Annotated in this window: 24 protein-coding genes; 11 read left to right on the top strand and 13 right to left on the bottom strand. The window is 42.2% G+C overall.

Annotated elements, in window-relative coordinates:
- Positions 1–249 precede the first annotated feature (249 nt).
- On the bottom strand, positions 250–738 hold the full coding sequence (locus tag C5Z25_RS06380) for a GNAT family N-acetyltransferase (protein ID WP_105451873.1): 489 nt from the start codon (positions 736–738) through the stop codon (positions 250–252).
- A gap of 59 nt (positions 739–797) precedes the next feature.
- Entirely contained in the window at positions 798–2,714 is a 1,917-nt protein-coding gene (locus C5Z25_RS06375; protein WP_105451872.1) for a M13 family metallopeptidase, read from the bottom strand.
- A 188-nt stretch (positions 2,715–2,902) separates the two neighbouring features.
- Here C5Z25_RS06375 and C5Z25_RS06370 point away from each other — a divergent pair, with 188 nt between their 5' ends.
- The 4 genes from C5Z25_RS06370 (at position 2,903) to C5Z25_RS06355 (ending at position 6,567) form a co-directional block, all read left to right on the top strand.
- Entirely contained in the window at positions 2,903–3,838 is a 936-nt protein-coding gene (locus tag C5Z25_RS06370; RefSeq protein WP_105451871.1) for a sugar phosphate isomerase/epimerase family protein, read from the top strand.
- A gap of 26 nt (positions 3,839–3,864) precedes the next feature.
- Entirely contained in the window at positions 3,865–5,250 is a 1,386-nt protein-coding gene (locus tag C5Z25_RS06365; RefSeq protein ID WP_105452853.1) for a PTS transporter subunit EIIC, read from the top strand.
- Positions 5,251–5,345: 95 nt separating this feature from the next.
- Positions 5,346–6,083 (top strand): DeoR/GlpR family DNA-binding transcription regulator, encoded by a 738-nt coding sequence (locus tag C5Z25_RS06360; protein WP_105451870.1) that lies wholly within the window; start codon positions 5,346–5,348, stop codon positions 6,081–6,083.
- 19 nt (positions 6,084–6,102) lie between these two features.
- A complete protein-coding gene (locus tag C5Z25_RS06355) occupies positions 6,103–6,567 on the top strand; it encodes a PTS sugar transporter subunit IIA (RefSeq protein WP_105451869.1) in 465 nt (154 codons plus the stop codon).
- A gap of 58 nt (positions 6,568–6,625) precedes the next feature.
- On the opposite strand, the gene C5Z25_RS06350 is transcribed toward C5Z25_RS06355, so the two are convergent.
- On the bottom strand, positions 6,626–7,300 hold the full coding sequence (locus tag C5Z25_RS06350) for a Crp/Fnr family transcriptional regulator (protein ID WP_105451868.1): 675 nt from the start codon (positions 7,298–7,300) through the stop codon (positions 6,626–6,628).
- Positions 7,301–7,480: 180 nt separating this feature from the next.
- Here C5Z25_RS06350 and C5Z25_RS06345 point away from each other — a divergent pair, with 180 nt between their 5' ends.
- The 3 genes from C5Z25_RS06345 to C5Z25_RS06335 all read left to right on the top strand — a co-directional run bounded on the left by C5Z25_RS06345 (position 7,481) and on the right by C5Z25_RS06335 (position 8,596).
- A complete protein-coding gene (locus C5Z25_RS06345; RefSeq protein WP_199774899.1) occupies positions 7,481–7,702 on the top strand; it encodes a heavy-metal-associated domain-containing protein in 222 nt (73 codons plus the stop codon).
- A gap of 13 nt (positions 7,703–7,715) precedes the next feature.
- On the top strand, positions 7,716–8,267 hold the full coding sequence (locus tag C5Z25_RS06340) for a ferritin-like domain-containing protein (protein WP_105451866.1): 552 nt from the start codon (positions 7,716–7,718) through the stop codon (positions 8,265–8,267).
- Positions 8,268–8,386: 119 nt separating this feature from the next.
- Positions 8,387–8,596 (top strand): hypothetical protein, encoded by a 210-nt coding sequence (locus C5Z25_RS06335; RefSeq protein ID WP_105451865.1) that lies wholly within the window; start codon positions 8,387–8,389, stop codon positions 8,594–8,596.
- 58 nt (positions 8,597–8,654) lie between these two features.
- Here C5Z25_RS06335 and C5Z25_RS06330 read toward each other — a convergent pair whose 3' ends face one another.
- The 3 genes from C5Z25_RS06330 to C5Z25_RS06320 form a co-directional block, all read right to left on the bottom strand.
- Positions 8,655–8,927 (bottom strand): metal-sensitive transcriptional regulator, encoded by a 273-nt coding sequence (locus C5Z25_RS06330; protein ID WP_105451864.1) that lies wholly within the window; start codon positions 8,925–8,927, stop codon positions 8,655–8,657.
- 2 nt (positions 8,928–8,929) lie between these two features.
- Positions 8,930–9,250 carry a thioredoxin family protein gene (locus C5Z25_RS06325; RefSeq protein WP_105451863.1) on the bottom strand — a complete coding sequence of 107 codons (321 nt, stop codon included), beginning with the start codon at positions 9,248–9,250 and terminating at the stop codon, positions 8,930–8,932.
- Between the two features lie 186 nt (positions 9,251–9,436).
- Complete coding sequence (locus tag C5Z25_RS06320; protein WP_105451862.1) at positions 9,437–11,359, bottom strand: heavy metal translocating P-type ATPase; 1,923 nt, start codon at positions 11,357–11,359, stop codon at positions 9,437–9,439.
- Between the two features lie 101 nt (positions 11,360–11,460).
- On the opposite strand from C5Z25_RS06320, the gene C5Z25_RS06315 reads away from it, so the two are divergent.
- Positions 11,461–12,432, top strand: a complete 972-nt coding sequence (locus C5Z25_RS06315; RefSeq protein ID WP_105451861.1) for a GDSL-type esterase/lipase family protein — start codon at positions 11,461–11,463, stop codon at positions 12,430–12,432.
- Here C5Z25_RS06315 and C5Z25_RS06310 read toward each other — a convergent pair.
- From C5Z25_RS06310 to C5Z25_RS06280, 7 genes are all read right to left on the bottom strand, one after another.
- On the bottom strand, positions 12,406–13,434 hold the full coding sequence (locus C5Z25_RS06310; RefSeq protein WP_105451860.1) for an acyltransferase family protein: 1,029 nt from the start codon (positions 13,432–13,434) through the stop codon (positions 12,406–12,408). The genes C5Z25_RS06315 and C5Z25_RS06310 overlap by 27 nt on opposite strands.
- 252 nt (positions 13,435–13,686) lie before the next feature.
- Positions 13,687–14,388 (bottom strand): YdcF family protein, encoded by a 702-nt coding sequence (locus tag C5Z25_RS06305; protein WP_105451859.1) that lies wholly within the window; start codon positions 14,386–14,388, stop codon positions 13,687–13,689.
- Positions 14,381–15,109, bottom strand: coding sequence for a demethylmenaquinone methyltransferase (locus C5Z25_RS06300; RefSeq protein WP_105451858.1), 729 nt, complete (start codon positions 15,107–15,109; stop codon positions 14,381–14,383). Before C5Z25_RS06300 ends, C5Z25_RS06305 begins: the two co-directional genes overlap by 8 nt.
- Before the next feature lie 209 nt (positions 15,110–15,318).
- Positions 15,319–16,185 (bottom strand): transporter substrate-binding domain-containing protein, encoded by an 867-nt coding sequence (locus tag C5Z25_RS06295; protein ID WP_105451857.1) that lies wholly within the window; start codon positions 16,183–16,185, stop codon positions 15,319–15,321.
- A 21-nt stretch (positions 16,186–16,206) separates the two neighbouring features.
- Complete coding sequence (locus C5Z25_RS06290; protein WP_105451856.1) at positions 16,207–16,947, bottom strand: amino acid ABC transporter ATP-binding protein; 741 nt, start codon at positions 16,945–16,947, stop codon at positions 16,207–16,209.
- Entirely contained in the window at positions 16,944–17,633 is a 690-nt protein-coding gene (locus tag C5Z25_RS06285) for an amino acid ABC transporter permease (protein ID WP_105451855.1), read from the bottom strand. The genes C5Z25_RS06290 and C5Z25_RS06285 overlap by 4 nt, the downstream gene beginning before the upstream one ends.
- The gene (locus C5Z25_RS06280) at positions 17,614–18,276 is read right to left on the bottom strand and encodes an amino acid ABC transporter permease (RefSeq protein ID WP_105451854.1); all 663 of its coding nucleotides are present in this window, start codon (positions 18,274–18,276) and stop codon (positions 17,614–17,616) included. Before C5Z25_RS06280 ends, C5Z25_RS06285 begins: the two co-directional genes overlap by 20 nt.
- A 516-nt stretch (positions 18,277–18,792) precedes the next feature.
- Here C5Z25_RS06280 and licT point away from each other — a divergent pair.
- From licT to C5Z25_RS06265, 3 genes are all read left to right on the top strand, one after another.
- The gene (gene licT / locus C5Z25_RS06275; RefSeq protein ID WP_105451853.1) at positions 18,793–19,638 is read left to right on the top strand and encodes a BglG family transcription antiterminator LicT; all 846 of its coding nucleotides are present in this window, start codon (positions 18,793–18,795) and stop codon (positions 19,636–19,638) included.
- Between the two features lie 111 nt (positions 19,639–19,749).
- Positions 19,750–21,624 (top strand): beta-glucoside-specific PTS transporter subunit IIABC, encoded by a 1,875-nt coding sequence (locus tag C5Z25_RS06270; RefSeq protein WP_105451852.1) that lies wholly within the window; start codon positions 19,750–19,752, stop codon positions 21,622–21,624.
- Positions 21,617–23,077, top strand: a complete 1,461-nt coding sequence (locus tag C5Z25_RS06265) for a glycoside hydrolase family 1 protein (RefSeq protein ID WP_105451851.1) — start codon at positions 21,617–21,619, stop codon at positions 23,075–23,077. Before C5Z25_RS06270 ends, C5Z25_RS06265 begins: the two co-directional genes overlap by 8 nt.
- The last annotated feature ends 214 nt before the right edge of the window (positions 23,078–23,291 follow it).

The raw sequence follows: 23,291 nt of genomic DNA, 5'->3' as shown, positions 1-23,291 counted from the left end.
AACAATTCTATTTTACTAGATTTAAAAGAAAACGCAACCAAAAACGGGTTGAAAGTTAAAGTATTTCATTAATTATGTGATAAATGAATGCTGATATTACAGGGATACTAATGATTTCGAGGGCGACTATGTGGTTTGATCATGATTAAATTGGTCTGACTTTGAATGATAACTCAAACCGTTATTAAAAATAAGCCCTAATATAAAAAGACTCACAATCTTATGATTGTGAGTCGGTATAGCAGGTTATTAATTCTTTAATTCATAAGCACGAGCCGCAGGTGTTTTGGGAACAAAATCGAGCTGTACTAAAAGATGACGTGTGATTATGTCGTCTGCTGCCGGTACCACGGTCAAGTGGGTGAGGTGAAGTTCATGCCATGCAAATGCGATTAACCGTTGATAAATCTCAGTTAAAACCGCAGTTTGATGGTGAGCGCTCAGAACAGTCACGGTGAGGACGGCTGTTTTAGTAGTGAGATCAATCGGATCAAAGCCAGCCTGACCGACGAATTGATCAGTTGGCCGGGTACTAATTCCCCAAACTAATTTTTGATCGTGAAAAATCTCGCGCATAGTTTGGTTTAACTGATCGGCCGTTGTTAGCATGGTCGGCGGCGTTTGGGTGTCGCTCATCTGTTGATAAAGGGTGAAGACACTCTTAACTCGAACCTTGGTTAACCAATCAAACGTGTAGTGGGGCGTTAATAACGGATGATACTTTTCAAATTTTGACATACGGATACCTCGCAATAACTAAAAAATCCGGGCAAGTAACCCGGATTTAATAAGGGACATTACCAGATTTTGACGCGGTCAGCAGGGGCTAAGTACATTGGATCGCTGGGTTGAACATCAAAAGTGGTGTAAAAATCATCTAAATTCTTTGGTTGCACGTTAGCGCGTAATTTAGCTGGCGCATGCACATCAATGGACAGCAGTAATTGCATGTATTGTTTGGTGGCTTTCATGCGCCAAACCATGGCCCAGTTGGTGAAGAAGGCCGTGAGATCAACTTCAGGTTCACTCTTTGCAGCTTCCTCAGCACAACTTAGCCCACCAGCGTCGGCGATGTTTTCGGAAACAGTTAAGGTCCCGTTAACTTTGGCACCGGCAAATTCAAGCCCATCGAATTCGGTAATCATTGCTTTTGCCAATTCTTTAAAATGGGTCGTATCGGCTTCAGTCCACCAATTATGCAAGTTCCCAAATTCATCAAACAATGCACCGTTATTATCAAAGGCATGTGAGATTTCATGCGCAATGACCGCACCGATACCACCATAGTTGGCGCTAGCAGACTGTTTGAGACTGTAAAATGGCGCTTGCAAGATAGCGGCTGGGAAGACAATGATATTCATGAATGGATGGTAATAGGCATTGACGGTATCCGCACTCATTTCCCAGCGAGTCCGGTCGGTTGCTTGATTCCACTTAGCGAACATATCTTGTCGTGCAATCCGACCAAAAGTTAAGACGTTACTCAATACGCTACCACCTTCAGCGGCAGTATGTGTTTTGAACTTAGTGTAAACAGCTTCTAATTTATCGGGATAGCCAACTTGGATGCCCAAGTGGTTGAGCTTAGTGATGGCCTTTTCACGGGTAGCGGTACTGAGCCAAGTATTGGCTTGTAATCGGCGTTGATAGACGCCAATCATCTTAGTGACCATTTGGTGGACATCCGCTTTTGCGGCCTCGCCAAAGTATTTGTGGCCATAATAGAGGCCGACGACTTGGTCAAAAGCACCGGTAGCCAAATAATAAGCACTTTTGGCTTGGCTACGTGGCTGCTCTTGCCCAGATAGCGTACGTGAATAAGTGGTCCCTAAAGTGCGAATTTCGTCACTTAGATAGCCACTAAGTCGTTGAACTAATTTTGTCTTCATCCAGTTCTTCATTAAGTCGAAATTATCAGGATTAACGACTTCGTTAAGGTGATCAAAATAGGCAGGTTCTGGCAAAATAACTGTTTCTGGATTACCAGCAATCACTGAATAAGTAATGGCGGCTAAGTCCAAGTATTTACTATCATTAGCAAAATCTTTGAAAGCCCGTGGATTATACATCTTACTGTAATCGGCACTTTCTTCGGCACTTTTAACCCAAGGGACAATTAAACGGTCAAACTTCAAAGCATCAGCGACGGTTTGTTGTGCCTCGGTTTCATCAGCACCGGTTAATTGAAGGAGTTGAGTCATCATGTGGCTATAAACGGCTAATAATTTTGGTCCAGATTCGTTGCCTTCATCGTAATAAGTCTTGTCTGGCAAAATAGTGCCAGGCGCTTGAGCGAAGAGGGCGTTGACTTTGGTATTCTTCATGTCAGCGTCGACGTCTAAGCTAAATGGCAACGGTAGGCCGTCATAAATCCAGTCAGGCATGCGTTGTTGTAAGTCGGCGAAGTCACTCAAACTGTCGATTTGTTTCAAATAAGGCAGTAGTGGTTGGGCGCCAGCTTGGTCACGTTGTTGGAAATCTTTAGCTAATTGATAAAATTTAATGAACTCAGTTAATTGGGGATCATCGGTCGCCAAGTCACCGGCGGCCATCGCATCAAAATCATGCATTAAGGTTTTTTCAATTGCATCGACTAAATCCATAAAGCCACCGGTTGAAGCATGGTCGGCGGGAATTTCGGCTGTCTTAAGCCAGTCACCATTGACGGCGTCATATAAGTCATTTTTTACTGCTGCTGGACTGATTGTTGCCATTAAATTCACTCCTCGATTGATTTTCTAATACAATCCTCATTATACCGTAGATTAATGACGCAAGTGGGTTTTTGCTTCTGGTTTAAAAAACTAAAATGAATAATTATGGAATTAAATGACAAAATATGATTGTAAACGGAAAAATATGGTGCTATACTAATTTTGTTAAATATTGAGGAGGAAAAATAATGAAATTAGCAACCCGTATCAATTCGTTTTTACCAGTAAATAATGAGGATATGCAGCAGGTGTTTCAACAGTTTCACAAACTTGGCTTAACGCATGTGGACTTGAATTATCCAGAACATATTAATGATTATTCAGCAGTTGAAATGAAAGCGCTTCTTAAGTCGAATGATTTGCAACTTAACGGGGTTGCACTTCGTTTTAAGTCAGATTTCATTAATGGCGAGCTAGGCAATACGGATACCGCAATTGAAGAGCAAGCAGTTCAATTGTGCAAGGATGCAGCTGATTATTGCCGTGAGGCTGGGGGACATGTTGTAACGGTTTGGATGGCACATGATGGTTTTGACTACAGTTTTCAAATTGATTATGTCCGCTTTTGGAACCAGTTGGTGAAAGCTTTTCAAACGATGGCGGACTACGCACCAGATTTGAATTTTAGCATTGAATATAAGCCATTCCAGCCACGCGGGTATGCATTCGTTGATAGTATGGGGATTGACGGCATGCTAATTAATGAAATTAATCGTAAAAATGTTGGGGTGACATTGGATTATTGTCATATGTTAATGAAACATGAAAATCCTGCTATGGCCGCCGATTTATTTGGCAGTCGGCAACAATTATTCGGTGTTCATTTAAATGATGGTTATGGGTTGAACGACGATGGCTTAATGATTGGCACGGCGAGTCCCTTTAAAACTTTAGAATTTTTATACTATCTAAAAAAACACAATTATGATGGTATGTTGTATTTTGATACGTTCCCAGTAATTGAAAATGCGACAGCTGAGTGTAAACGTAATATTGAAATGGTGACTCGATTAGATACATTGCTAAATAAAGCTGGGCTTGACCGAATTCAACGGATTATTGATCAAAATGATGCCATTGAAGTCCAAAAATTAATGATGGGCTTTCTAGATAATCCAGCATAATACTATGAGGAGTGAATGATATGAGTATGGACTTTAAACAAGCGGCACAAGATATTTTAAAAGCGGTTGGTGGCGCCCAAAATATTGGTAATATGACCCATTGTGCCACTCGTTTACGCCTTAATTTGGTTGATCGGTCATTAGCGGATGATAAGGCAGTTGAAGCTATCCCAGGGGTATTAAATGTTGTCTATCAAGCTGGTCAATATCAGATCCTAATTGGTACTGAAGTACCTAAGTTATATGCTGAGTTTGAAAAGGCCGTTAAAATTGAGCGCGGTGATGCACCGGTTGAATTAACTGATGAACAAAAAAATGCTGCTAAGGGTAGTATCATTTCACGAATGTTTTCAGCGATTTCAGCAATCTTTGCACCCTTGCTCCCAGCTTTAGCGGGTTCTGGGATTTTGCGTGGTCTATTAATCTTAGTTACTCAAGTAGGTTGGGTTAAGACGGGTAGTGGGACGTATGTCATTTTATACGCAACATCGATGAGTGTCTTTTATTTTTTGCCAGTATTGTTAGCGTTTACTTCTGCAAAACGGTTTGGGGCTAGCCCGTATATTTCAGCACTAATTGGATCGGCATTATTGTACCCAGATTTTATTGCTTTGATGGGTAAAGCGGGTAATGGTGCAGTGACACATTTCTTCGGTGTTCCAACGGTTTTAATGAATTATAATTCAACAGTAGTCCCAATTATTTTGGCGATTTGGGCCTACTCATATCTGTATAAGTGGCTGGATAAACACGTTATGGAAAACTTGAAATTGGTTGTGTTACCAGCGGTTTCATTATTAGTGATGGTGCCGTTAACAATTATTGTTATTGGTCCTTTAGGTGTTTACGGCGGTGAAGCAATTGCAGCCTTTGTTAATTGGTTGATTGGTCGTAGTAGTATTTTAGCCGGCGCTGTTGTTGGTGGTGGTTGGAGTATTTTGGTCAGCATGGGAATTCATTGGGCTGTTAATCCAATTATGATTAATAATGTTGCTAACAGTGGTTTTGACTACATCTGTCCTTGGACATTTGCCTGCAACTTTGCGGTGATTGGGACAACATTGGGAGTTTGGCTAAAAGCGCGTGATAGTAAACTGCGAGGCTTTGCCTTAACTGGGGCGATTACGGTTGCTTTGTCGGCCATCATTGAGCCAACTTTATTCGGCTTGTTAGTTAAGAATCGTAAACTTTGGCTAGCACAAATCATAGGTGGCGCAATTGGTGGTGCCTATCTTGGACTGACTAAGGTCGTTACTAATGCTTTTGTTTTTGGCAGCGTTACCACTTTTCCAGCCTTTATTGAAAAGAATGGGAGTAACTTCATTAATGCGATTATTGGACTAGCCATTGCGTTTGTTGTTTCAACTGTGCTCGGTTATCTGTTTACTAAACGGGAAGAAAAATTAGTGTAGTCTGGTGATAATTTTTTAAAACTTTCCATAATATGCGATAATACTAATAATATAAGGGATTCACACTACTTAGATAGATATTATGGAGGGTCAACATGATTCCATATGAAAGACAAGAAAAAATTAGTCAATTATTGACAGCTCGAGAATTAGTCAAAATTGATGAACTTAAAGCTTATTTACCAGAAGTCTCGTATTCAACACTGCGGCGAGATTTAAAGACACTAGAAAATGAAGGTAAGATCGAGTATTTAAATGGTGGTGGTGTCAAAGCGGTCACGACCACTCGAGAATTACCAATGGCACAAAAAGCAGAATTACACTCGAAGCAAAAGGGACTAATCGCGGGTCGGGCTGCTGAAGAAGTTTGTGATGGTGAAAGTATTTATGTAGATTCGGGATCTAACTGTGCGTTACTATTGAATGATTTATTGGATCGGAATATTACGATTTATACGACAAATACAACGATTTTTAATGTTACTCGGGAGTTTAATGCGACGATTATTTTGTTAGGTGGACGCTATACGTCATCCATTTCATCGTTAAGCGGGACATTGACTGAGAATAATCTCAGTACGCTTTACTTCGATCGGGCTTTTCTTGGCGTTAATGGTATTGATGATGAAAAAGGAGTCACTACGCCTAACATTTCAGAGGCAACTAAAAAACGTTTGATAAAGAATAATGCTAAAAAAACATATTTACTCTGTGATAGCAGTAAATTTCATCGTATAGCTACGGTTCAAGCTTTTCAATTAACCGACGTTGTTATTATTTCTGATCGGACTGATCAGATAATTGGCAAGCAGGTTCCGATATTAGTCCCGTAATTTGAAGGGAAGATGAGTTATGAGCTTTTTTAAACAACGTAAAGTGACAATTTATGCACCTGCGACTGGTAATCTTAAGGCAATCGAAAAGGTTCCTGATCAAGTTTTTTCAAGTAAAGCAATGGGCGATGGGTTCGCAATTGAACCAAAAGATGGAGCTATTTATGCACCAATTGAGGGCCAAATAACTTCGATATTTCCAACGAAACATGCGATTAGTCTAAAAACTAAAGGCGGGTTTGAAATTCTGTTACATCTTGGAATTGATACAGTCGAATTGAATAGGGCTGGTTTTGATATTGTAGTCGCGGAGGGTGACAAAGTAACTGCGACGACTAAATTAGTTAATATGAATCTAAACTATCTAGCTAAGCAGAACAAGGTTAGCGATGTAATGGTAATTTTTACAAATTTAGAGAAACATAGTGTCAATTACAATGAGATGGCAGTAACAGCTGGTCAAGTAGTCGGTGAAATTCAATAATTTAATAAAATAAACCGTCCACAATTTTGCGGGCGGTTTATTTGTGTCCCAATGGGCGTCAATCAACCAGTAACAATTGATCAACATCATTAAGTTGAATGACTTTACCCGGTTTTTGGGTAATTAGGCCGGTCTCTTCAAAACGTGTGAGCTTCCGGCTGATGGTTTCGGGGGTCGTGCCTAAGAAGGTGGCTAAATCTTTCTTCTTTAATGGGAGTTTGAAAGCCTTAACATTGAGTGAAGCCGCAGTTTCCACTAAATAATTGGCCAATCGTGCCTCAACGGATTCAGTAGCGGTGCTGGTTGTTTGACGTTCTAGCTGAGTTAGTCGTTTTCCAAAAACATTCAAAACGTTCAGGCTGATACTAGGATAGGTCTGCATCAAGCCCTGAAAGTCTTCACGCCGGATACTACAAACATCAGTCGGGACTAAAGCTTCGCCGTAAGAAGTCCGGTTTTTATTTTCGAATAAGGCAGCTTCGCCATCAATATCACCAGTTTGTAAAAGATAGAGTAATTGTTCGCGACCATTTGCAGCGAGTTGATAAACTTTAGCTTGGCCACCAGAAACAATCATTAAGGTATCTAACGGGTCATCCGCATTGAATAGCGTTTCGCCAGCTTGATAATGGTGATGCTGCACAATGGATTCAATTGTATCCAATTGGTCGGTCGCCAGATTCTTGAAAATGGGGACAAGTTGCACACAGTCGTGCGTGGCGTGAGTGGGCATGGTAAGAACCTCCTTCATATAAGTCATCATAACTATAGCAGATATGACGGGGACTTTCAGGTCCTAATCACTGCTTAGAAAATTTATTTGGTTTCTTGACGGGGATCAATTTTTAATTGCCGCTGAGCCGTTATGATAGGTTCAAGCAATCGGAAGTAAAACTAATTGGAGGTTATGATAATGACAAAAGCAACGATGCAATTAGGAACCTTAACGTGTCCATCATGTTTAACAAAAATTGAAAAGGCTTTGACGAATCAAGCCGGTGTAGCAACGGTTAAGGTGTTATTTAATGCCAGCAAGGTTAAGACGACCTTTGATGAAAGCGTGACAAACGCTGATGAATTGAGCCAAGTCGTGACTGGCCTGGGTTACGAAGTTGAAAATGTGAAGGTTAAATAAGGAGATTTTAATGATGAGTGACTTAACAATGGCTGAACGATATGCCGCTGAACTAAAACAGAGTGAGCTTGACCATAAATTACCAACGGCCGGCGCCATGACGAATCATATCTTGGCTAACTTAATGGTCGAATACGTCAAGTTAAATCAAGTCAAATGGTATGTTCAAGGCCCTGATTCATTGGCGTTGCGAACTGAATATGACCGGTTAATTACCTTGAATACGCAAAACTTTGCAGCGTTAGCTGATTTATTATTAGATGAAGATCAACAACCATCGTCAACCACGGCCGAATTGGTCAAATATACGATGTTGACCGAGGATGGGGCCTTCAAATATGCGGATGCTAATGCCATGGTTACAGCAACTGTTAAAGATTTCGATACTGAAAATCTATTTACCGATCGCGCAATTAAGTTGGCAGTCAAAGAAGATCGGCCAGCACTAGCGGCGTGGTTAACGGCCTATCGTGGCAGTAATAATCGCCAAATTCGCCAATTACAAGCTTTCTTGGGTCACACAGCTCGGACTGGGTTAGATGAAGAAGACGAGGATGACGATTAAAGCGATTGCAAGACGACTATCTAATGATGGTCGTTTTTTATTTTGGAAAAATCGTGCTTGATGACAAATTAAACGATACTGCGGTATACTAGCGCTAATCAATACTGGGGGTATTAAGGATGTCAATTAGTGAAATTATCATGTGGACGTTCGTATTCATCCTTGCAACTGGATTTATTACAGTCGTGTCAACGGCAGTGTTAATGCGACGTGCCAAACAACAGCAACCGACTGCTGAACAAATGAAGCAAGCCGATAAAGAACAGGCGGCGTGGGACCAAGATGACTGGGCACACGATGATTGGAAAAAAGGTAACTGGGATAAATAAGAATCACTAAAAGGCGACCATCGAGGTGAAATACTTTGATGGCCGCTTTTTAGTCTGATTATTTAGTTTTGAGCAATAAATCTAACGAATGGGCAAGCTGTTCAGCATCGACGGCGGTTGTGTCGTCAAGACAATCGCTAATATTGCGAGCGATGACTAGTTTCATAGCCTTATCAACGCTTGATTTAACGGCAGATAATTGAACCAGCACTTCATCACAAGGGCGGTCTTCAGCCATCATTCGTAGAACGCCGTCTAGTTGTCCAGCCGAACGTTTTAAGCGTGTCGTGATTTGCTTGCTGGTTACGTAAGGCGTTGCGTCGGTAGCCATGATTAATTGACGGCTTTCTTTAATTCAGCTTCAAAATCAGGTTTCGGCCGAGCGCCGACCATGTGGCTAATGACTTGACCGTCTTTTTTAATTAAGAAAGTTGGAATTCCTTGTACCTGAAATTGGCTGGCAATTTCTTGATCATGGTCAACATTTAATGAAACGAAATTAACCTGATCTTTATACGCTGAATCTTCAGATAAGGATTTTAAGATGGGGTCCATCATCCGGCAAGGTGGACACCAGTCTGCTCGAAAGTCGACGACGGCAATGCCAGTATCGGTTTCTTTAGCAAAATCTTGGTCATGAATTTCTTTAATCATTCTTGATTCCCTCCAAATTTAAATAACCCCACTGGGTGTTTGATAATTATCAATATACCCCCGCCCGTATGCAAAAGCAATTAATTAGTTTGAAACTATCTGGTCGTCCCGCGAGATAAGTCACAAAAAGACAGTTACAACCATTCTCATTGAGAATGGCTGCAACTGCTTATTGATAGACCGAATCTATCCTTTAACAGTCGAGCTAAGTTTACCAGTTGTATGAGTCACTTGCGTTGGCTGATTGGTTTTAGTTTGAAAGTTGATTAAGCGCATCGCATTAAAAATAACGACTAAGATGCTGGCTTCATGCACGAACATCCCACTGGCCATGTAGATGTAACCAAAGATTAAGCCAATTAGTAGAAAGACAACGGTCGCAATAGCGATAAAGATATTTTCTCGGGTATTTAAGACCGTTTTTTTAGCGAGACCATGGGCATGAACTAAGGCAGGAAAGCTGGATTGCATTAGGACAACGTCGGACGTATCAATCGCAACATCGGTTCCACTGCCCATCGCAATGCCGATATCAGCGTTGGCAATTGACGGACTATCATTAATGCCGTCGCCAATGAAGGCGACTGTATTGCCAGCGGCCTGTAACTTTTTAACATAAGTAACTTTTTGGGCGGGCAATAAGTTGGCGTGGACTTCGTCAATGTTGAGTTCATGGGCGACTGCATCTGCAGTTAAAGCGTTATCCCCAGTTAACATGACGAGGTGCTTGATGCCTTGGGTCTTCAAAGCCGCTAAGGAAGCTTTGACGTCGGGACGAATCGTATCTGCAATCCCAAACATCAAGGTAACAGTACCATCAATAGCCATGATGACCGTTGATTGACCAGCTTGTTGCATCGTCTTGAGGGTTTGCAATTGTGCCGTTGTTAGCTTGATCTGATGCGCCGTTAACATGGCTTGATTACCAATGACCACTTGTTGGTGATTGACTTCGGCACAGATACCTTGGCCTTTAACTGTTTCGGTATTGGTTAAAGTTGGGGCTGTCATTTTGTTAGCGTTCTTTTCAGCATAGGTGACAATGGCTTGACCTAAAGGATGGTCAGAAACGCCTTCAATAGTTGCGGCCAAGGTTAATGCTTCAGTAGTTTGCGGGGTGTAAGCTTTAAAACTAGTGACCGCAGTATTGCCTTCGGTTAAAGTACCGGTTTTGTCGAAAACCAGCGTGTCGACTTTCGCAAAGGTGTCAATTACTTCGCCACCTTTGATTAAAATACCACGTTTGGCGCCATTCCCGATACCTGCCACATTGGAAACTGGGGCCCCAATGACTAGCGCTCCCGGGCAACCGAGCACGAGGACGGTGATAGCTAGGCGGAAATCACGGGAGAAAATAAAGACTAGCACGGCTAAAATTAAAACGGCGGGTGTATAGTATTGTGAAAAACGATCAATGAATTTTTCAGCTTTAGATTTGGTATCCTGTGCTTCTTCGACTAAATCAATGATTTTAGCGAAAGTCGTATCGTCACCAACTTGGGTGGCTCGGACTTTTAAATAACCATTTTCAACTAGGGTCCCAGAAAAAACTTGGTCGTCTACTTGCTTGTTGATTTGGCGTGCTTCACCAGTAATGGAAGCTTCGTTCAGGTAGCCATTACCGTCAATCACCGTGCCATCAACGGGGACTTGACTCCCGGTCTTAATTAAGACGACGTCGCCGGTTTCAACGTCATCAACATCAACAGTTTCAGTACCCGTGGTAGTGACTAACGTGGCAGTGGTTGGGGCCATTTCAGTCAAGCCTTTGATGGCGTGACGTGTTTTTTGAAGGGTTCGGCTTTCTAAATAAGAACCAAATAGAAACAAGAAGGTAACAATGGCCGATTCGTTGAACTCACCAATGATAAAGGCACCAATGACGGCGATACTGACTAATAGTTCGATACTGAAGACTTTATTGATTAGTGCGCTCCAAGCACGAACGGCGATGGGGATAGCTGCAATAATGGAAGCGACAGCTAGGGTGAGTTGATAGCCTAATGTAAAGTTGAGTACATATTTACTTAGCATTCCCAAGACGATTAAGATTCCGGTAATGAGTGTGATTTGATTGGTATACTTGGTTAAAAATTGTTGGAATTTCATAAGTAAGACTCCTCATTTGATTTGATGAGTCTAGTATATAATCGGAATGAGCAGATTAAATTGATGGGTATCAAGTTTCAGCAATTAGGAGGTTAATTTAAATGCGAGTGCAAGTGACAATCCCGAATAACCCCGTGATGACAGCATATTTCCAAGGGCGTTGGGCGGTGAAAACAATTCAGAACCAAACCGTAATGTATAGTACTAATCTTGGCTCAGAAGTCTGGTTTAAGGTGACTCAGGCGCAATTAGTGACGATAAAGATGCTCCCGTTAGCAGTTGCCGAAGCCTCATGGATGGCGCTACAAATTGATGGATTACCGTATCAGCGCATCGCAATTAGTACGCTGCCGTACCGATTAACTTTAGACGGTCGGTCGCATGTGATTCGATTAGTGATGAGTGGTAATACGGATGCTGACCCAGTCTGGCAAGGTGACAGTGGCTTTGCAGTAGTGGGACTTGAAAGTGATGGTCAACTGCAGGCTGTGAAACCTGGTCAGCATGGGATTACCTTTATTGGTGATTCAATTACGGCCGGTTGTTGGGTTGCTGGCAACCGGCCTGCCGTTGATTATCGGGCGGAAGCTAACTATGCGGTGCTTGCCAGTGATGTATTGAATGCTCGAAACGTTCGGATTGCTTATAGTGCCGCTGGACTAAAACGTCCTGGTACTGGTGGTGTGCCGCCGTTACCACAAGTCTTGACTGCGATTAACGCAACAACGTCTTGGCAACCGGAACCCACGGCGGTGGTGGTTATCAATGTTGGGACCAATGATCGTCGGTCTTCAGCGGCTGAGTTTACGTTGAGTTATCGCCAATTTCTCCAACAGGTCCAACAGTTATATCCGATGAGTCAAATTGCGGTGTTAGTGCCATTCAATCAAGCTTTTGACCGAATCATTCGTACTGTGGTTGCGACTTTTCCGGCAATCAAGTTGATTGAAACCGCTGATTGGGCGCCAACAACGACTGATTATGTACACTTGGACCGAGCGGGGTCACGAGTGGCGGGGCAATACTTGGCGCAAGCCTTGCAGCAGTTATACCCTATGCTGTTTGGTGTGTAACCAAAGAGTTGATAGCCTTTGCCGGCCAAACTCAAGGACCGAAGCAACAAGATAGATAGCTAAAACGCTGAGCAATAGATGTAATGGATAAAACGCACTGGCATAGAAGGTCTTTTCTGGGACCCAATGTTGCCAAAGTAGTGGCCGAATAAATTCATTATCGTGAATCAAATAGACCCCAAAAGTTAGGGTAGCTAAGCGATTAATCAGTGAATTGCTAAATGGTTTGAGTTGCATAAAGCGGATGAAAATGGCGATTGCGAGCAAAAGTAACAAAATGGATTCTTGTCCTGCAAAGTGGAGTTCTTTCCCTTGGAAAACAGGCCAGCGTCGGCCTAATAAGTCCATGGTTAAGATGGACCCGGCGAGGATAAAGGCACTCCCACCTAAGAATAGCCAAGAGCGCTGGTTGCTGGCTAGGCTAGTGGGGATCCCATAGAGTCGTAAGTACGCTGCAATGACGTACAATAAAATAAACCAGCCCAATTCGCTAACGGCGGTTTGATTTTGAAAAATACTGGGCAGAATGGACGTTAAGCCAGTCAGTAGGGCGACCAGCTTGAGTAAGGCTACACGGGATAATGACTTAATTAATTGGTTTAGATAAGGCGCTAATAGATATAACATGATATAGGTAGTTACAAACCAGTATTCATTGAAAATGACGGGCAGTAGCCCACGTAATAAAGCCATGAATTGAAAATGGCCATGGTTAATGATTAAAAAAAGAACAAAAAAGCCCGCTGAATAGGTAAATACTTGTTTCCACATTGGAATTAATTTTTTAGGGGTAACGTGAGACTGAATTAAAAAGTAACCGCTAATCATGACGAATAAGTTCACGCCTAATTTACCACCAACGGCAAATAATTGTGTGAAGCCACGGTTAACCGATAGTTCAGTAATCGTATTTAATGGCCCCCAAAAAGTAGCATGATAAAGTACAATCAGATACATGGCAATAATTCTTAGTAATTCAAAGGCTGAGTTTCGAGTTTTCATGGCGTCCTCCTTGGACAAATGGCTATCTGTTAGCTTAGCAGAATGGTTAACTAGCGCAATCTTTAGCCGGTTATTTCGGCTGATTTGGGGTTAGTTTTTTTGTTTAGATTGAAATGTCACTGAAAATACTACCTTGAATGGCAAGTTATTTTAGCTGTGTTATATCAGTTAAATTCGTAAAAAGTAGCTAGTTATTTTTTTCGACATCAAAAAAACGAATTTAGGGTCAAATTCGTTGGGTAAGTTTAAATTTTAACGGTGTCGCTGTAATGTCGTCGCAATTAAAGATTGATAGGCCGTTAATACCGATTGTGGGAGGTCAACATGCGGAATGAAGCGTTGACCTTTCGGACCGTAACCGGTGGGGGTATCCCAGAGTCGTTGCACTTCACCTAATAATAATTCAGTGAAGTAGGCGGGTGACCAGGCTGCGTCGTATTCGGGAGCGCCGCTAAATTTAAGTGTTGGCGTTAGTGCAGTGAGCTGTAACTGTTTAGGTATGACGCGCGCAAAGTGATACCTCGGCCCCCAGACTGATTCGAAAGTGAGCTGTGTTCGGCGGGCCAATAAGGGATCTTGCACCAGTAGGACGTCATGCCAATGAGCTGGGACTAGAGTTAAGGTGTGCTGAGCATTCTCACCGGTATTCGTCGAGGTGGGGTCAAGGCGTAAGTCACCTTGATAGCCAGCGTTGCGGACGCTAGCTGCCATGATTTTGGCTTCACTATCATCGTTAGTCTGTTGTAAATTCTGGCGTAGATACCTGGTGGCGTGACCGATACCACCAGTGATAATCATAGTTGATAAGTGGTGCTTGAGTGCTAATTGAGCGGCTAGTTGCGTTGTTAATGGGAGGCTGTTGCCGCATAGAATCAGGCCATCAATTGGACTGACTGGTGGTGCGGGCTGCGTGAGCCAAGTCAAACATTGATTAAGTGCAGTTAAATTAGTCATGAGTCACCGCCAAATCAGGTTTGAAGCCGAAGTGAGCGGCGGCCGCACCGAAGTTGAAGCGTTGATAATGAACATTTGTAAAACCCGTCTGTTCGAAATGAGTGACTAATTGTCGATAGCTCCAAAAGTGGCGGGTGGTCTCTTGGAGGTATGAATATTCTTGATATTGATGAGCAAATAGGCGACCAAACAACGGGACGACTTTAGTAAAATACCATTGCCAAATAGGCCGGATTAGTGGTTGATCTGGTTGTGATGTTTCTAAGCAGACTAGCTGACCCCCAGGCTTTAAGACACGATAAATTTCAGCTAATGCTTGACGCTTATCCGGTAAGTTGCGCAAGCCAAAGCCGATGGTAACGAGGTCAAAGGTATTGGCTTTAAAGGGTAGCCGCATGGCATTGCCCCGCCGTAACCAAACACGGTCAGCGACGTTGGCCTGATTAACTTTTTGTTGGGCGAGTTGAAGCATTGGTGCTGAAAAATCAAAACCAATAACTTCACCAGTCGAAGCTAATTGCTGGGCAAGTGCAATGGTCCAGTCACCGGTGCCACAGCAGAGATCCAACACCTCAGCTGATGGTGCGAGTTTAATCTGTGCCATGGTTTGTTTACGCCAATGGCGATGAGTGCCTAAGCTGATAATAGTGTTCATCCGATCATAGTTTGGGGCAATCGTATCAAAAAGGCCCTGAACGTTATGCAAGTAACGATTTGCCATGTGATAACCTCCAAAGTAAGTTTTATTATGTCTACTATAGCAGGTTGCGACAATTATGGTTAGCGAAGCTGACATAAAAGATAGGATCAGGCGGTTCTTGACGGTACTGCTGAATTTTATAGCTATTGATCATTTTAAAAAGAATCCCTAAGCCTAGACGTTTCATCTAAGCTTAGGGATTCTCTCCCACTCTTAATGTTTTTTAAAAACTAATTGATAATAATGTCACTAGCTTTAACTTCTTTACCAAAGTAAGGCTGGAGTTGTTGGGTGTAATCAGTCTTAAAGAAACCTGCCTGAGTTAATGTCGTAATTTCATGATTCGTCCATTTTAAAAGTGAATGATTTCCTTTTTTTACAGCAGGCGAAATATATTGTTTTGGACCAATACTCTTAATACCAACGGTATATTTAGGGTTGTTTTTGACCCAAGCATAGAGATAAGAATTATCATCTGCTAAGGCAATCCCACGCTTGTTTTTTAAGGCATTGAATTGTTGGGTTTTAGAATCGAATTTTAATAAATTAACGTTGGTTTGCTTGGTAGTAAAGTAGTTTTCAGCAGTGGTTCCTTTTGTGACAATCAGATTTTGACCAACGAGTTGACTGACTTTCGTAATGGGCTTGTTCTTAGGTGAAATGACGCCAACTGAGACTTTCATGTAAGGTTTGGCGAAGGCCACAACTTTTTTGCGAGCACTGGTAACAGTGAAATTAGCTAAGACAATGTCGACTTTGTTTGCATTTAGTGCGTCAACTCGATTGTTCGCGTTCACTTGAACGAATTTTAGGTTAACGCCTAAATCTTTTGCTAGCCGGCGCGCCAAAGTGACGTCATAACCAACACGTTTACCAGCGGAGTTCACCCAACCATAAGGCGGTAAGTCACCAAAAACAGCAACACGTAGAGTACCTCGTTTTTTAATCTTGGCGACAGTACTTTGATTGCGATTAGCGGTGGAACTACTATTGCTGGTACTAGAACGATGTTGGTTGCCACAACCGGCCAAGCCACCGATTAATAAGAGTACTAAGCCGAGTAGTGTCAATAGACCTTTAAGACTGTTTTTTTTCATTTACATATTCCTCCAATTAAATTAAAAATCCATACTAGCTAAAAAATCTTGGGCTCGCTTAGTCTGTGGATGTGTGAAAAATTGAGACCCTGATGTCTGTTCTTGAATTTGTCCTTCTGCTAAAAAGAGGATTTGATCAGAGATTTGTTGGGCAAAGGCAATTTCGTGAGTCACAATCAGCATGGTCATCTGATGACGATCAGCAAGTTGCCGCATGATGGTTAGAACATCACGGACCATCTCTGGGTCTAGTGACGCTGTGATTTCATCGAATAACATTAATTTAGGCTTTAGGGCTAACGCCCGGACAATTGCGATTCTTTGTTTTTGACCGCCGGAAAGTTGGCGCGGGTAGGACTGAGCGTAGTCTTGCATGCCAACCTGGGTTAATAATGATTGAACTTCTGGTAATACAATGGTCCGAGACCGTTTTTGAACTTTAATTGGTCCAAGTAAGATGTTTTCTAGAACTGTTCGATTTGGAAACAAATCGTAACTTTGAAAGACCATCCCAATTTGTTGTCGTAAGTGTTGCCATTGCTTGGGTTGTTGGGTGATAGTCTGTCCATCAAAAATTAGTGTACCTTGTTGATAAGGTTCAAGGCCGTTTAAGCAACGTAGTAGTGTACTTTTACCGGAACCCGATGGTCCGAGTAAGGTCAAAACTTCGCCCGCAAATAGGTCAAAATTAATGTTGTGCAAAATATGAGTTTTTTGATAAAATTTTTCTAAGTGTTGAACGCTTAATAATGGTTCACTCATACGTGATTAGCCTCCAATCGGCGTTTAGTTAGGGACTTGGCCCAAAGTGAAAGTGGATAATTAATCAAGAAGTAAAATAGGAAAATCAAGCCGTAGATCCAAAAGACGCCGTTGGGGCTGGTTTGATTATTAGCTTCAATAATTTGCTGCCCGATGTTAATAATGTCCATGACACTGATTAGCATTAGTAAAGAAGTCGTTTTGACAACGCGGGTCATTAAGTTAACGGTTGCCGGCAAGCAGAGTGGTAAAGCTCGCGGTATTAGGACATAACGTTGAAGTTGCCAATAAGTTAAACCAATGGCAAGGCCTGCTTCACGTTGTTGCTGCGGGACAGATTCTAAAGCGCCCCGCACAATGTCACTCATTTCAGCGGCGACCCAGAGGGCGAAGACTAACGTGGCCACTTGGTTTGCAGGGAGATTTAAATTAAATTGTTTTGGTAAAATATAATAGAATAAAAATAACAAGACGACTGTTGGGATAATTCGAAAAAATTCTAAATATAACCGTAAAATCCATCGGAGTGGTCGGTTATTGGTCGTCCGCAAAACGCCTAGTAAGCTGCCCACGAGTAAGCCGATAATTAAAGCAATTAGCGCAATTTTAAGAGTGGTCCACAATCCGCCTAGTAACCGGACAAAATTAGTTCCGGTTGTTAGAACCTCAATGCCCGAATGTGCCATAGCGAACCCGCCTTTCAAGATAGGTTAAGAGTAACGATAAAGGAATCAAGATGATGGCGTAAGCTACCACTAAGGTTAGTAAGTATTCATTAGTGTGGTAATACATACCAATTAAATCGAGCGTGGTATTCGTCAATTCTGGAATTGCAATGACTGTAAAAATTGAGGTTTCCTTAATTAAGAAAATGATATTAGCGGCCAAGGCCGGTACACTCAATGTAAGTCCTTGCGGCAAAATAACGTATTGTGCGAGTTGCCAACGGTTTAAGCCAATTGCCTGGCCCGCTTCTAATTGAGTTGATGTAATACCATCAAAACCACCGCTAAAGCCAGCCGCCATATAACTACCGCCTAAAAAAATGAGGCCAATAACACCACATTGGCTAGCCGTTAACCGCCAACCAAGAGCGGGGAAAGCGTAGTAGAGAAAAAATAATTGAATTAGTAACGGTGTATTACGGGCTACTTCAGTGTAGATGGTAACTAAAGGGTTCAGCACTGGTAATTTGAAGTACTGGATGAGACTACAAGTTAAACCGATAATGATGGCACCAATAATTCCTAGCGCAGCTAATTTTAGCGTAATGAAGAAGCCCTTTTCGAACAAGGGGAGACTTTGTTGAATAATGACCCAACTGCTCATCTTGAGGCCTACCTTTCACATTTGTTTGACTTAAACATCCTTAATCGGTAACAAAAAACGCCTGTTAGGAATCTCGTCAGATTCCAAGCAGGCGTTTCAAAAATAACGGTTTGAGCTCAATTTCGTTAATTTTGAGATACTAGCGACGCTTGTAATTTAACGCAAATAGCCATGTTGTTAGTTGCACAACATGGACAGCACATCATTTGCATGAATTGTTTTTGCGTTGACATTACAAAGTCACTTCGATTTCATTTAAGATAATCTCAGTATAAGAATTATGATTAAGATTTGTCAAGAAAAATTATAAAATAGTTAAAAATCAACAAAATAAATAAAATTCTTGCAATCGTTTTCTCGACTCGTTATACTAAATAATTGTAAATAAGGATTGTTACCGCTAACACGTTAGTGGGCAAAACCTGATAATTTTGAATGCCGTGATGGGTGTAGTCGATCACTGGGTTTGAAATTATTGGGTTTTATTTTTAGACCAAGAGTCAAGGGGCGTGAGGCATGCGGATTAAAAAGGTTTTTAACAATAATGTGTTATTGGCGGACCAGCATGGTCACGAAGTTATTTTAATTGGTAAAGGGATTGGTTTTCAAAAGAAAAGCGGCGACTCTGTAGATGAGACCCGCGTCACCAAGACATATACACCAACAGCCGATAATTGGTTAGCCAACTTTCAGTCACTTATGAGTGATATTGAACCAGAGTACTTTGAAGTTGCGTCGCAAATCATTGATTTAGCGGAAAAGCAGCTGAATACCACGTTTAATAGTTACTTACTTATCTCATTGACTGATCATATTCATTTTGCCGTGTATCGACATTTACATCAAATGGATATCAAAAATGAGATTCTGTGGGAAACCAAACGCATCTATCATCAAGAATATCAAGTTGGCCGACAAGCCTTAACGTTGGTTGCGAGTCAATTTGAGGTTCAGTTACCTGAGGATGAAGCCGGTTTTATTGCCATGAAGTTTGTTGAGAATAGTATGGCAACCTCGGATGCTGATCAAACGATCGTTATGACGAAATTGATTAATGATGTTTTGAATATCGTCAAATATCAATTATCGTTAACGATGACGGATGACAGTCTAAGTTTGCAACGGTTCTTAGTTCATTTGCGTTTCTTTGCCGAGCGGCTAACGTTGAAAGAGGTTGATCGCTCACAAGGCACTGAAGATGAAATCTTATTTCAACATGTTTCACAGAAGTATCCGCAAGCTTTTGCTTGTGTACAAAAGATTGTGACGTTTATAAAAAAGACGGCACAACAACCCGTTTCAATGAATGAACAGATTTATTTAACCATGCACATTCAACGGATGTTGAACGAAGCACATTAATAATGGGATTGTAACTATTGAATTAGGCAAAACCCAAGTGATCTTCTAATCGTCAATTACGACGAGCAGGGGGTGACTTGGGTTTTTATTTTTTTAAGGAGTGTGTCAATTATGGATTATCGAGAATTAGCCCAGCAGATATTAACGAATATCGGTGGCAAAGAAAATATTACTAAAGCTTGGCATTGTGCGACCCGGTTACGATTTAACTTGAAATCGACCGATGCTGCCAATACTGCCGCAATCAATGATTTAGATGGTGTGATTACGGTTGTTCAAAGTGCCGGTCAGTATCAGGTCGTGATTGGAAACTCTGTCGCTAAAGTGTACGATGCTTTAGCAGACTTGGCTGGCTTGGCAACTATGGCGACACCAGAAGCGACTACCACTGAACCAGAGGATAAGCCCAACTTGATTAACCGGTTCATCGGTTTTATTTCAAGCATTTTCACGCCGTTTTTGGGTGCTTTAGCTGGTGCTGGGATTTTAAAGGGGCTTTTAGCACTAGCAGTCGCTTTAAACTGGTTATCAGCTAGCAGTGGTGCTTATAAGATTTGGTACGCGGCAGGAGATGCAATCTTTTACTTCTTACCAATATTCTTAGCCTTCACGGCCGCCAAACAATTACGTGTTAATCAATTTGTTAGTGTGTCATTAGGCGCCGCATTATTGTACCCAACGTTGGTTTCAGTAATGTCAAATGCAACGACCCTGCACTTCTTTGGCATTCCAGTAGTGCCCACGACGTATACGTCAACGGTCATTCCAATTCTGTTGGCAATTTGGGTGCTATCCTATTTAGAACCGTTATTTGACAAGATTTTCCCAGAAGCCGTGCGAAATATTTTCACGCCGTTACTATCCTTGATTGTCATGATGCCATTGACATTACTTGTTGTCGGCCCGATCGGTGGCACGATTAGTAATGCGTTAGCAACCGGCATGATGGCTGTTTATAACTTCTTCCCAATCGGTGCCGGCGTCTTGATGGGGGCCTTCTGGCAAGTTTTCGTTATCTTTGGGGTTCATTGGACGTTTGTCCCATTGATGATGAACAATATTGCTAAGATGGGCTATGATCCATTGTTACCAATTTTAAGTGCAGCCGTCTTGTCTCAAGCGGGAGCTGCTTTAGGTGTCTTTTTACGAACTAAAGATAGCAAGATGAAAGCTTTAGCCGGCTCGTCCGTGATTACTGCGTTCTTTGGAATTACGGAACCGACAATTTATGGGGTAACGTTGAAATTAAAACGACCATTCTATTGTGCGGTTGTTGGTGGGGCCATTGGTGGGGCAATTAGTGGTGCGTTCCAAGTCCATGCCAGTTCCTTCACCTTACCAAGTTTACTCGCCTTACCGACCTATTTAGGTCAGGGCTTTATCGGTGAAGTCATTGGATTAATCGTGGCCTTTGTCGGTGCATTAATTTTGACACTGTTAGTCGGGATGCCTAAGACTACGACAGATACGGCGACTAAAACGACTACCACGACAACGACGTTGGTTGCTGCTGATACGACGATTACGGCACCTGTGACTGGGACGATTATTCCCTTAACGAGTGTTAACGATGACGTTTTTGCTTCAGAAGCGATGGGGAAAGGGTTAGCGATTGTGCCGACTGATGGTGTGGTTAAAGCGCCCGTCGATGGGACAATTAGCGCCGTTTATCCAACTGGACATGCGATTGGGATTACTTCCACAGCAGGTGTTGAAATTTTGATTCATATTGGGATTGATACCGTCCAGTTAAATGGTCAATTCTTTGAAACTTTAGTTAAACAAAATGCATCAGTTAAACGGGGTGAGGTCATCACGAAATTTGATGTTGCGAAGATTAAAGCGGCTGGGTACGATCCAACGGTGATGGTCATTGTGACAAATACGAATGATTATCAAGCGGTGACGCCAACGGATGCAACCGCCGCAGCCGATAACTGGATTTTGAAGTTAGCAACTAATGAAGGAGTAACTGCAAATGTATAAAACAACTTATCCTAAAGGATTTCCCAAAGATTTCTTATGGGGCGGTGCGACCGCTGCTAATCAAGTTGAAGGGGCTTGGAATATAGATGGTAAAGGTTTAACGACGGCGGAAGTCGTTGAAAAGGCGACAGATCGTAAGAAAATGTCGATGGACGCGGTCACGACTGAGTCTATCCAGGCAGCAGTGGCTGATGCCACGGATACGCGTTATCCGAAACGCCGGGGTGTTGATTTTTATCATCACTATAAAGAAGATATTAAATTATTTGCCGAAATGGGTTTTAAAGTTTACCGGTTCTCCATCGCATGGTCGCGGGTCTTTCCAAATGGTGATGAAGCGCAACCAAATGAGGCCGGCTTAGCTTTTTATGACCGGGTGATTGCAGAATTAAAGAAGTATGATATTCAACCATTGATTACGTTGTCACATTATGAGATGCCCATTGCGTTAACTTTGAAACAAAATGGCTGGGCTAGTCGGGCGACTATTGCAGCATTTAATCGCTTCACAGCAGTCGTTTTCAAGCGTTATCAGGGTCAAGTGCCCTATTGGCTAACGTTTAATGAGATCAACACGGGTACTTGGGGTTTCCATGAAACGGGCGCTATTGATACGGCGATGTCGAAACACGATCAGTTACAAACTCGGTATCAAGCCTTACATCACCAATTCGTGGCTAGTGCGATTGCGACGAAGCAATTACACGAAATTGATCCGCATGCAAAAATTGGTTCGATGTTAGCACGGATGCAAACGTATCCAGGTACCCCGAATCCGATTGATGTGCAAGCAGCGCAATTGGAAGATGATAAGAACCTATTCTTTACCGATGTGCAAGCGCGCGGTGAATATCCGGAATACATGAATCGCTATTTTGCCGACAATGGGATTAAGCTTGCAATGGCGGATGATGACCAAGCTATCTTGGCGCAATATCCAGTGGATTTCATTAGCTTTAGCTACTATATGACCACGGTCACGACCGCGGATGCTGGTGAACAGACCAATGGTAACATGGCGACTGGCGGGCGTAATCCGTATTTGGAAGAATCCGACTGGGGTTGGCAAATTGATCCCGTTGGGTTACGGATCACGTTAGACGAGATGTGGGATCGCTACCGGAAGCCGTTGTTCGTAGTGGAGAATGGCCTAGGCGCGGTTGACCAATTAACGGCGGATGGTCAAGTTCATGATGATTATCGGATTGACTATTTGCGGCAACACATTACGCAAATGCAGGAAGCGATTGCGGATGGGGTTGATTTAATGGGTTATACCATGTGGGGCCCGATTGACCTAATCAGCTTTTCGACGTCTGAAATGTCCAAACGCTATGGTTTTATTTATGTTGATCAAGATGATGCTGGTCAAGGGAGTTTGGCTCGGATTAAAAAAGATTCCTTCTACTGGTATCAGAAAGTCATTAAATCTAATGGAGATGATTTAGCCTAAATCTAAAAGTGACCCTAGTTATCTGCCGCCATAACGGGGTCCAACTTTTCTAAAGTACAATAAAACGCATCACGACTGATCAAAATCAGCGTGATGCGTTTTATTATGGACCCTACCGGGGTACCACACTGGAAATGTGAAACCCTTGATATACCAGCGATACCGGCATTTTAAAAGATATAAATAATTCTGATGTTATCCCTGATGTTATCCT

Origin of the sequence: Lactobacillus sp. CBA3605, from assembly GCF_002970915.1 — a bacterium.
Taxonomy (GTDB): Bacteria; Bacillota; Bacilli; order Lactobacillales; family Lactobacillaceae; genus Lactiplantibacillus.
The sequence above is the reverse complement of the archived record's forward strand: the minus strand, read 5'-3'. Positions and strand labels throughout refer to the sequence as shown.

Bases quoted from the DNA above. Each gene is read 5' to 3' on its own strand.
- C5Z25_RS06315 (WP_105451861.1), top strand. From the start codon at position 11,461: ATGCGAGTGCAAGTGACAATCCCGAATAACCCCGTGATGACAGCATAT.
- C5Z25_RS06340 (WP_105451866.1), top strand. From the start codon at position 7,716: ATGAGTGACTTAACAATGGCTGAACGATATGCCGCTGAACTAAAACAG.
- C5Z25_RS06310 (WP_105451860.1), bottom strand. From the start codon at position 13,434: ATGAAAACTCGAAACTCAGCCTTTGAATTACTAAGAATTATTGCCATG.
- C5Z25_RS06360 (WP_105451870.1), top strand. From the start codon at position 5,346: ATGATTCCATATGAAAGACAAGAAAAAATTAGTCAATTATTGACAGCT.
- C5Z25_RS06295 (WP_105451857.1), bottom strand. From the start codon at position 16,185: ATGAAAAAAAACAGTCTTAAAGGTCTATTGACACTACTCGGCTTAGTA.
- C5Z25_RS06350 (WP_105451868.1), bottom strand. From the start codon at position 7,300: ATGCCCACTCACGCCACGCACGACTGTGTGCAACTTGTCCCCATTTTC.
- C5Z25_RS06375 (WP_105451872.1), bottom strand. From the start codon at position 2,714: ATGGCAACAATCAGTCCAGCAGCAGTAAAAAATGACTTATATGACGCC.
- C5Z25_RS06265 (WP_105451851.1), top strand. From the start codon at position 21,617: ATGTATAAAACAACTTATCCTAAAGGATTTCCCAAAGATTTCTTATGG.
- C5Z25_RS06355 (WP_105451869.1), top strand. From the start codon at position 6,103: ATGAGCTTTTTTAAACAACGTAAAGTGACAATTTATGCACCTGCGACT.
- licT (WP_105451853.1), top strand. From the start codon at position 18,793: ATGCGGATTAAAAAGGTTTTTAACAATAATGTGTTATTGGCGGACCAG.
- C5Z25_RS06300 (WP_105451858.1), bottom strand. From the start codon at position 15,109: ATGGCAAATCGTTACTTGCATAACGTTCAGGGCCTTTTTGATACGATT.
- C5Z25_RS06370 (WP_105451871.1), top strand. From the start codon at position 2,903: ATGAAATTAGCAACCCGTATCAATTCGTTTTTACCAGTAAATAATGAG.
- C5Z25_RS06380 (WP_105451873.1), bottom strand. From the start codon at position 738: ATGTCAAAATTTGAAAAGTATCATCCGTTATTAACGCCCCACTACACG.
- C5Z25_RS06320 (WP_105451862.1), bottom strand. From the start codon at position 11,359: ATGAAATTCCAACAATTTTTAACCAAGTATACCAATCAAATCACACTC.
- C5Z25_RS06270 (WP_105451852.1), top strand. From the start codon at position 19,750: ATGGATTATCGAGAATTAGCCCAGCAGATATTAACGAATATCGGTGGC.
- C5Z25_RS06335 (WP_105451865.1), top strand. From the start codon at position 8,387: ATGTCAATTAGTGAAATTATCATGTGGACGTTCGTATTCATCCTTGCA.
- C5Z25_RS06330 (WP_105451864.1), bottom strand. From the start codon at position 8,927: ATGGCTACCGACGCAACGCCTTACGTAACCAGCAAGCAAATCACGACA.
- C5Z25_RS06365 (WP_105452853.1), top strand. From the start codon at position 3,865: ATGGACTTTAAACAAGCGGCACAAGATATTTTAAAAGCGGTTGGTGGC.
- C5Z25_RS06345 (WP_199774899.1), top strand. From the start codon at position 7,481: ATGACAAAAGCAACGATGCAATTAGGAACCTTAACGTGTCCATCATGT.
- C5Z25_RS06290 (WP_105451856.1), bottom strand. From the start codon at position 16,947: ATGAGTGAACCATTATTAAGCGTTCAACACTTAGAAAAATTTTATCAA.
- C5Z25_RS06325 (WP_105451863.1), bottom strand. From the start codon at position 9,250: ATGATTAAAGAAATTCATGACCAAGATTTTGCTAAAGAAACCGATACT.
- C5Z25_RS06305 (WP_105451859.1), bottom strand. From the start codon at position 14,388: ATGACTAATTTAACTGCACTTAATCAATGTTTGACTTGGCTCACGCAG.
- C5Z25_RS06280 (WP_105451854.1), bottom strand. From the start codon at position 18,276: ATGAGCAGTTGGGTCATTATTCAACAAAGTCTCCCCTTGTTCGAAAAG.
- C5Z25_RS06285 (WP_105451855.1), bottom strand. From the start codon at position 17,633: ATGGCACATTCGGGCATTGAGGTTCTAACAACCGGAACTAATTTTGTC.